This window comes from Runella sp. (assembly GCF_027484545.1).
Taxonomy (GTDB): Bacteria; Bacteroidota; Bacteroidia; order Cytophagales; family Spirosomataceae; genus Runella.
The window spans coordinates 1-6158 of the sequence record NZ_JAIXST010000241.1; the positions used below are offsets into that span (position 1 = coordinate 1).

Annotated in this window: 5 protein-coding genes; all 5 read left to right on the plus strand. The window is 43.0% G+C overall.

Going from position 1 to position 6158, the window contains the following annotated elements; translation table 11 throughout:
• On the plus strand, window positions 1-945 hold a 945-nt coding region (locus tag Q0081_RS21905; protein WP_298358563.1), incomplete at its 5' end, for a translocation/assembly module TamB domain-containing protein.
• Complete coding sequence (locus tag Q0081_RS21910; RefSeq protein ID WP_298358566.1) at window positions 942-3290, plus strand: BamA/TamA family outer membrane protein; 2349 nt, start codon at window positions 942-944, stop codon at window positions 3288-3290. The genes Q0081_RS21905 and Q0081_RS21910, both read left to right, overlap by 4 nt.
• Window positions 3291-3347: 57 nt before the next feature.
• Window positions 3348-4313, plus strand: coding sequence for a 23S rRNA (adenine(1618)-N(6))-methyltransferase RlmF (rlmF, locus tag Q0081_RS21915; RefSeq protein WP_298358569.1), 966 nt, complete (start codon window positions 3348-3350; stop codon window positions 4311-4313).
• Window positions 4314-4484: 171 nt separating this feature from the next.
• Window positions 4485-5261, plus strand: a complete 777-nt coding sequence (locus tag Q0081_RS21920; RefSeq protein WP_298358572.1) for a DUF1080 domain-containing protein — start codon at window positions 4485-4487, stop codon at window positions 5259-5261.
• Window positions 5262-5370: 109 nt separating this feature from the next.
• Window positions 5371-6158, plus strand: a 788-nt coding sequence (locus Q0081_RS21925) for a glycoside hydrolase family 30 protein (RefSeq protein ID WP_409034088.1), incomplete at its 3' end; no start/stop codon positions are given.

Below are 6158 nucleotides of genomic sequence, written 5' to 3' on the forward strand. Positions count from 1 at the left end.
CTTAACGGCGACAACCTGAAAGTGAGAGGAAACGCTCAACTTAACGCGGGGATTTCGCCCAGCGGTCAAGTTTTTATTTTGGGACTGTATGAATTGACGCAAGGCTCGTACGACCTGACGTTTGAGATTCTAAAAAGAGGATTTACGATTCAGAAAGGAAGCCGTTTGATTTGGACAGGTGACCCAATGAAAGCTGACGTAGATATTACGGCGGTATATCCTGTAACGGCCGAGTTGACTCCTCTTGTACCGAATTTGACGGATTATAAAAACAAAAAAATTCCCCTGCAAGTGTTACTCAAAATGCAGGGAAGTTTGGATAAACCTCAAATCACGTTTGGCATTCAGCCCGATAAGACAAAACTATCAACGGGTGAGGTCTCTAAAATAGAAAGCGACGGAGTTTTTAATGAATTTAAAGACAATCCAGCTTTAATGAACAAACAGGTATTTTCACTTTTAGTACTCAATAAATTTTCCGGCGAGCAATCTTCCGATTTCTTTTCGAGTGTCAATCCTGAGTTGATTGCGCGCGAAAGCGTGAGTAAGCTCCTAACGGACCAACTCAATATGTTGGCTTCTGATTTGATTAAGGGAGTAAAACTGGATTTTAATCTGAACTCTACTTCAGTGGCTACCGCGAGTGGTACTGCAGCTCAAACGGACTTGAACGTAGGGTTGAGTAAAGCCTTTCTGGACGACCGTCTGACGGTTAATGTAGGGCGTAATTTTGAAATTGAAAGCGGTGCTCGTGCTGCCCGTTCTACCGAAATCATTGACAACGTAAACGTTAACTATAACCTGAGCCGTGATGGACGTTATGCTTTGCGAGCCTATCGTAAAAATCAGTATCAGGCTGTTTTAGAAGGATTTATTGTGGAGACCGGCGTAAGTTTTGCAGTTGTGATGGATTATGACAAATTGAAAGAAATGTTTAAAAAATGAGTTGCAGATTTACTTATATCTTTCTTTTAGGGTTGTCGGTTGTTTTGTCAGGCTGCTCGGTATCGCGTTATCTACCTCCTAATGAGAGCCTGTACGTGGGCGCTGAAGTAAAGATGGTGCCCGATTCCAACGTATCTGCCAAGACCGCAAAAGCCGTACAATCGGAGCTGGAGCCTATTCTGCGACCAAAACCCAACAAAACAATTCTGGGATTTCCGTACAAAGTCTGGATGTACTATTTTTTGGGTGAACCTAAAAAAGAGAAAAGCTTTAAAGGTTGGTTTCGAACGCGTTTTGGAGAACCTCCCGTATTTGCGAGCAAGCGTGCCGTCACCACCAACAGTGTATACATCGCCAATTATTTAAACAATGAAGGGTATTTCCGCTCTGCCGCTTCGGGTGAATTGGCAGAAAAAAAACGGCAGGTCAAAGCCATTTACACCGTGGAATTGCGCAAGCGATATACCCTAAAGAACGTCTCTTTTATTACCAAAGACACCTCCGTTTTTTCTAAAAATCTGACTCTTACTCAAAAGAATACACTGCTGAAAGAAGGCGACCCCTATCGTTTAGCAGTGATTGAAGAAGAGCGGAACCGCATTGAACGAGAGCTCAAAAAGACCGGTTTCTATTATTTTCGACCCGATTATATGATTGTAAAAGCGGACACGAATCTCAACAATCATGAAGCTAATTTATACGTCGAACTGAAACCAAATACGACACAATTGGCTTTGAAGACGTATTTTATACAAAACATTTACGTCATTGCTGACAATGGTCAATTGAAAAAAGATACGTTGGCAGGAGTAACCGGCCGACGCGGCAGTATACGTGTGATAGACCCTTCGCAAGCCTATCGTCCGCGCATTTTTTATGATGCCATCGGGTTTCGCAGAGGTGCGCTTTACAACAGCGAATTGCACGATGTATCCCTTTCGAGATTGATTAACCTGAAAAATTTTAAGTTTGTCAAAAACCGATTCGAGCTATTGCCCCGCTCTGATTCTGCCTTGCTGGATGTCTATTATTATTTGACTCCTTTAAAAAAGAAAACCCTCCGAGCAGAAATCAGCGCCGTCACCAAATCAAATAACCTGACGGGCTCGCAAGTGGGCTTAACTTGGCTCAATCGAAATCTTTTCCAGGGAGCGGAGCAACTGCGCCTTACGGCCAATGCGGGTTTAGACGTGCAGATAGGGGGCCGGATTGACTCCACTACCAAAATACGCAATTATTATCGAACGAGTTTTGAAGCCGAGCTATCATTCCCGCGTTTTGTTTTACCCTTTTATAAAGTGAGACCCGAAAAAAATCAAACTTTACCTAAAACAACACTGACAACCGGTTTTGAACAGTTAACTCAACAAGGACTTTATAGGCAAACTTCCATAAAATTGAATTGGGGATATAGCTGGCGAAAAAATACCCAAATAGAACATACATTTTTACCCGTTGCCCTCAATATAGTCCAACCGAAAATTATTAATGGAGAAGATTTTGTAAAACTTATTACAGATCCGATGACTAAACCTCAGGATTTGTTACGCTACTTCAAAATTCTGGAAAATCGTCTCATTTTAGGCGCGCAATACAACATTATCTATACACCTACTCCACGCCCGTTGAGCAAAAATAGTTTTGTCATTACGGGAGGGGTTGATATTGCCGGAAACATTGCGGGCCTAATCGCCAAAGGTCGTGACGAAGTAGGAATGGTATTCGGAATTCCGTATGAACAATACGCGCGTTTTGATGCCGAAGTCCGTTATTATCGCAATGTAAGTCCGCGTCTTCGCTGGGCCAGTCGTTTTTTGATGGGATTGGGAATTCCTTATGGTAATTCATCATCGTTACCTCAATTCAAACAGTACTTTGCAGGTGGAACCAACGGAATCCGGGCTTTTCGGGCACGCACCTTGGGTCCCGGAAGTTATAAATTAGACACCGCCACAGCGAATATTTTTGGGAACGTTGCTTACGGCGATATTCGTTTGGAAGTAAACAGCGAACTGCGTTTGAGAATCACCAACTATTTTGAAGGTGCACTATTTGCCGATGCGGGAAATATCTGGATGTATCGCAATTTCGACGATTCGTTTTATCCACCGGAAGATAATGCTGTGTTTACCAACAAATTCTACAAACAGGTGGCCGTTGGCGGTGGTTTAGGTCTGCGTATTGTGACCCCTTTTGTTCTCTTACGATTTGATTTGGCAGTACCTTTCCGAAAACCGTGGCTACCCGAAAATGAACGTTGGGTATTTAATCAATTTGATTTAAGAACTAAAAGTTGGCGAAAAGAAAATCTGGTTTTAAACATCGCCGTAGGATACTCATTTTAAGGAATATTGGATGATTTTTTAATTTCTTGCGTTGTCTTAAAAAATTAACGTGTTCTAATGGCATCCAACGCAGAATCAGCATCCTCTGAAAAACAAGGTCTTCATCCTCGAAATCCCCATCGTTTTCGTTACGATTTCAACGCATTGATCAAAAGCTGTCCGGCATTGGCTCCTTTTGTTTCGCTTAATAAATACCAAGACGAATCCATTGATTTTGCCAATCCCGAAGCCGTAAAAATGCTCAACAAGGCTATTCTTGCCCATTTTTACGGAATTCAGCATTGGGATATTCCTGCCAACTACTTGCGACCTCCCATTCCCGGACGCGCCGATTATATTCATTACGTAGCCGATTTGTTGGGTTCCAGCAATGATAACGTCATTCCCATCGGCAAGGCAGTTGCCGGGCTGGATATTGGCGTGGGAGCCAACTGTGTGTATCCTATCATTGGCCATCAAAGCTATGGCTGGTCTTTTGTCGGGTCAGATATTGACCCCAAAGCGTTGCAGGCTGCCAAGCGAATTGTGTCTTCCAATCCAGTGCTTACTCCCTTTATTGAATGTCGTTTGCAATCCTCGTCTTCCAATATTTTCAAAGGCATTGTTCAGCCCAACGAAAAATTTGATTTTACGATGTGCAATCCCCCCTTTCACGCCTCACAGGCAGAGGCTTCGGCAGGTACGCAGCGTAAATGGCAAAACTTGGGGCGTGACAAAGTACCTCAAAAAGACACCTTGAATTTTGGCGGTCAAAACAATGAATTATGGTGCGAAGGCGGCGAAAAGGCGTTTGTCACTAAAATGATTGAACAAAGTGTCCAATTCTCCAACCAGTGTTTTTGGTTTACATCCTTGGTTTCTAAAAAAACAACGTTGCCCTTTTTGTACAAAGCTCTGAAAAAAGTAAAAGTTTTTGACACCCAGACCATTGAGATGGCGCAAGGACAAAAAGAAAGCCGCATTGTAACGTGGACTTTTTTGGGAAATCACCAGCAAAAAGTATGGAGGCAGGAACGTTGGTAAGTGAAACAAATTGGAGTTCATCCACCCCTTCTTTTATTTCTCCAAAATCCAACTGCTCAGATTTTGGGCAGAAACTTACATTTGTGACATTAAAAAATACAGTTTACTTTCTTTGGTAGATGAATTAAGTAATTATTGTAATCAAACTCCTACTAATTTAGATAACAAATGATGAAAAAGACGTTTTTGACCCTTTCTTTGGCGGCTTGTGGTGCCATTGGATTTGCCCAAGTTCCCGGTGGTACTCCTCCTGCCGTTTCTCCCATGCCGATGAAACCCGAAATGACCGAAATTTGGGAACCAGAAGTAGCCGTAGTTACTCCCGGTAAAAATGCAGGCGATGCGCCTTCGGATGCAATTATCCTTTTTAACGGCAAAGACCTTTCGCAGTGGGTATCTTCTAAAGACGGCAGCCCAGCTCCGTGGAAAATCGTCAATGGCGACCACATGGAAGTGGTGCCCAAAAGTGGTGATATCAAAACCAAAATGAAATTTGGCGACTGCCAACTTCACCTTGAGTTCAGTGCCCCTGACTTGGTAGAAGGTGCCAGCCAAGGACGCGGTAACAGTGGTTTGTTTTTCCAAGACCGCTACGAGTTGCAAATCTTGGATTCGTACCAAAACCGTACCTATCGCAACGGTCAGGCAGGAAGTATTTACAAAGACCACGCGCCATTGGTCAACCCAATGCGCAGCCCGTTGGAGTGGAATGTTTATGATGTAGTTTATACAGCGCCTCGTTTCAAAGCAGACGGTCGCATTGATTCCCCTGCCCGCATTACTGTTTTCTTAAACGGGGTATTGGTTCAAAACAATTCAACTATCAATGGATTAACGCTTTACATTGGGTTGCACAATTATCCGGAAGCACACGGTGATGATGTGATTCACCTTCAGGACCACGGCAATAAAACTCAATTCCGTAATATTTGGGTTAGAAAGCTATAAAACGAGTTTTCGTTCAAAAATGAAATCAATCCCGAAGGTTACTTTTTATAGAAAGTAACCTTCGGGATTGATTGTTTAAGAATAGTGCCATCCTGTCAACAATCTATTTATGAAAATTAACTTACTGTTCTTACTTTTTTTGACTTTGGTTGCCCGCGCTCAGGAAGCTGAACTCTGGATTACGAAGTCGGACCAATCCATTTTGTTTCAAAAACAGTTTAACAAATCTGTCTTTGGTCCAATAACCAATACCCTACCCAGCATTTATGTGGATGATACCAAACGTTTCCAAACCATGGACGGTTTTGGCTATACCCTCACGGGAGGAAGTGCGCAGCTGCTTGCCCGCATGAATAACGCCGACCGTGCGCAATTACTTCAGGAACTCTTTGCCACCGACCAAAATAATATTGGGGTTAGTTACCTTCGCATCAGCATTGGAGCTTCGGACCTGAGTGACCACGTATTTACCTACAATGATATGCCCGCCGGTAAAACAGACCCGACTTTGTCTCAATTTACGTTAGCCGAAGAAAAAAAGGAACTGATTCCTGTTTTGAAACAGATTTTAAAGATTAATCCCCAAATCAAAATTCTGGGTTCGCCTTGGACGCCTCCTACCTGGATGAAAACCAACGGTGCCTCTAAAGGAGGCAGTCTAAAACCCGAATTTTACGATGTGTATGCACGCTATTTGGTGAAATACATTCAGGAAATGCAAAAAGAAGGGATTCGGATTGATGCCATTACGGTACAAAACGAACCTCTGCATCCCGGTAATAATCCCAGTCTTTTGATGCCTCAGGATGAGCAGACGGCTTTTATCAAAAAGAGTTTAGGACCGGCTTTTACAGCCGCAAAAGTCGCTACAAAAATCATCGTGTACGACCACAACGC